Origin of the sequence: Streptomyces rectiviolaceus, assembly GCF_039533825.1 — a bacterium.
GTDB lineage: Bacteria > Actinomycetota > Actinomycetes > Streptomycetales > Streptomycetaceae > Streptomyces > Streptomyces rectiviolaceus.
Genome location: NZ_BAAAUG010000262.1, coordinates 1 through 1,387 on the forward strand (window position 1 = coordinate 1; position 1,387 = coordinate 1,387).

Sequence of the window (1,387 nt, forward strand, 5' to 3'; positions counted from 1 at the left end):
ACCCTAGCGCTTCATCTATTACGTACGCAATAGAAGTAACGTGGGGGCATGAGAAAAGCCCTCGCCCGGGGTCTGGGGGCAGGGCTCTGGCGTGGCGTGCTCTTCAGTTGTCGTCGCCGCGCACTCTTACGGCATGCAACTTCAGGATGGCCGTGAAGGATACGTAGTCGGTCCCGGCGACCCGTTCGGTCGTGATCCCTTCCTCCTGCGCCCAGCGCTGCAGGGTGCCCTTCGACCGAGGGTGGCCAGTCCTGCGCAGCAGGACTGACGCCTCTTTGAACGTGACCCCGTCCCGGATTCTGGTGGGCATCGGGGTGTGGAACGCGACGGCCATGACGTACTCCCATTACCGGGCGGCCGAGTTCGCAGCTCCGCGGCCGATGACGGGTGTTGTGGCAGGTGTGGCGTATGCAGTTGTGGGGGTTATGGAGGCTAGACCACTGAACCGCCGTTCAGGTTGCACGCCGTCGGAGGGATTCCTGGGCGGTGATGTGCTGGGTGGCGATGCGGCCCAGGCTCCAGGTGCTGCCTCCTCCCGATCGGTCTTGGCAGTCCATGTTCAGGCACAGGGCGCGGCGGCGGGCCCGGTCCCACTGCAGTCCCCAGGTTCTGCAGCCGGGGCAGGGATGGGTGCACACGACGTCGGTGTCGCCCTGGAGGATGGCGTGCTCGAGTCCCTGACGGTAGATCACCGTTTCGCGGACGCGCTGCTGTTCGTCTCCGGCGTGGGCGGTGTGCTCGCGGAACCAGTCGTAGAGGCTGGTGACCTTGGCGGGGGCGGGACCGGTCGCGGGGTCGGTGGCGCGGGCGTGCTGGACGACTTCGTCGACGCAGGCCTTCATGTGATCGAGGATGCCGATGTTGAGCGGCGCGGAGGAGGTGACGGTGGGGGCGTGGCGTTCGGCTGGGCCGGTGCGGGGATGCTCGCGGAAGTGCGCGTTGAGTTCACGCAGGCGGGCGGTCGCGGTTTCGTCACGGCCCATGGTGTCCCCGTCCCCTAGGCGGCCTGGGGCGCGTGGGGCGTCCGCGTGGGGTCGGGGCGCGCGCCGGAGGCCGGAAGATGTGACTCCGGCGGTGTTCCGGAGCGCCCATAATGGCACGGGTGGGGCGCCAGTTGAACAGATTGTGTCAAATGATCAGCGGTGTGTGAGCGGCCGGTGTGTCCGCATGCCCCCTCAACTGCGCTGATGCCCACGGCATATTCAAGACAGCAGGTCGGGTGCCCGCCTCATACCGTCCAGGTGCGCCCGCAGGTGACGGTGCTGCTCCTCCCCCAGGAGGTTCTGCGCCAGCGCCCCGTCGACCATGTCGCTCACCGCAACCAGGGTGATCAGGAAGGCGGCGGCGGTCTCCTCATCGGTCAGGGTCCGCCCCTGGGCGCGCTGGA

Annotated in this window: 3 protein-coding genes; all 3 read right to left on the reverse strand. The window is 67.7% G+C overall.

Going from position 1 to position 1,387, the window contains the following annotated elements; translation table 11 throughout:
• Positions 1 to 103 precede the first annotated feature (103 nt).
• Positions 104 to 334 (reverse strand): hypothetical protein, encoded by a 231-nt coding sequence (locus tag ABD378_RS43625; protein WP_344531019.1) that lies wholly within the window; start codon positions 332 to 334, stop codon positions 104 to 106.
• 118 nt (positions 335 to 452) lie between these two features.
• Positions 453 to 983 (reverse strand): hypothetical protein, encoded by a 531-nt coding sequence (locus ABD378_RS43630; RefSeq protein WP_344531022.1) that lies wholly within the window; start codon positions 981 to 983, stop codon positions 453 to 455.
• Positions 984 to 1,202: 219 nt separating this feature from the next.
• On the reverse strand, positions 1,203 to 1,387 hold a 185-nt coding region (locus tag ABD378_RS43635), incomplete at its 5' end, for a hypothetical protein (protein ID WP_344531025.1).

Excerpts from the sequence above, each read along its gene's own strand:
- ABD378_RS43630 (WP_344531022.1), bottom strand. The coding sequence starts at position 983 with ATGGGCCGTGACGAAACCGCGACCGCCCGCCTGCGTGAACTCAACGCG.
- ABD378_RS43625 (WP_344531019.1), bottom strand. The coding sequence starts at position 334 with ATGGCCGTCGCGTTCCACACCCCGATGCCCACCAGAATCCGGGACGGG.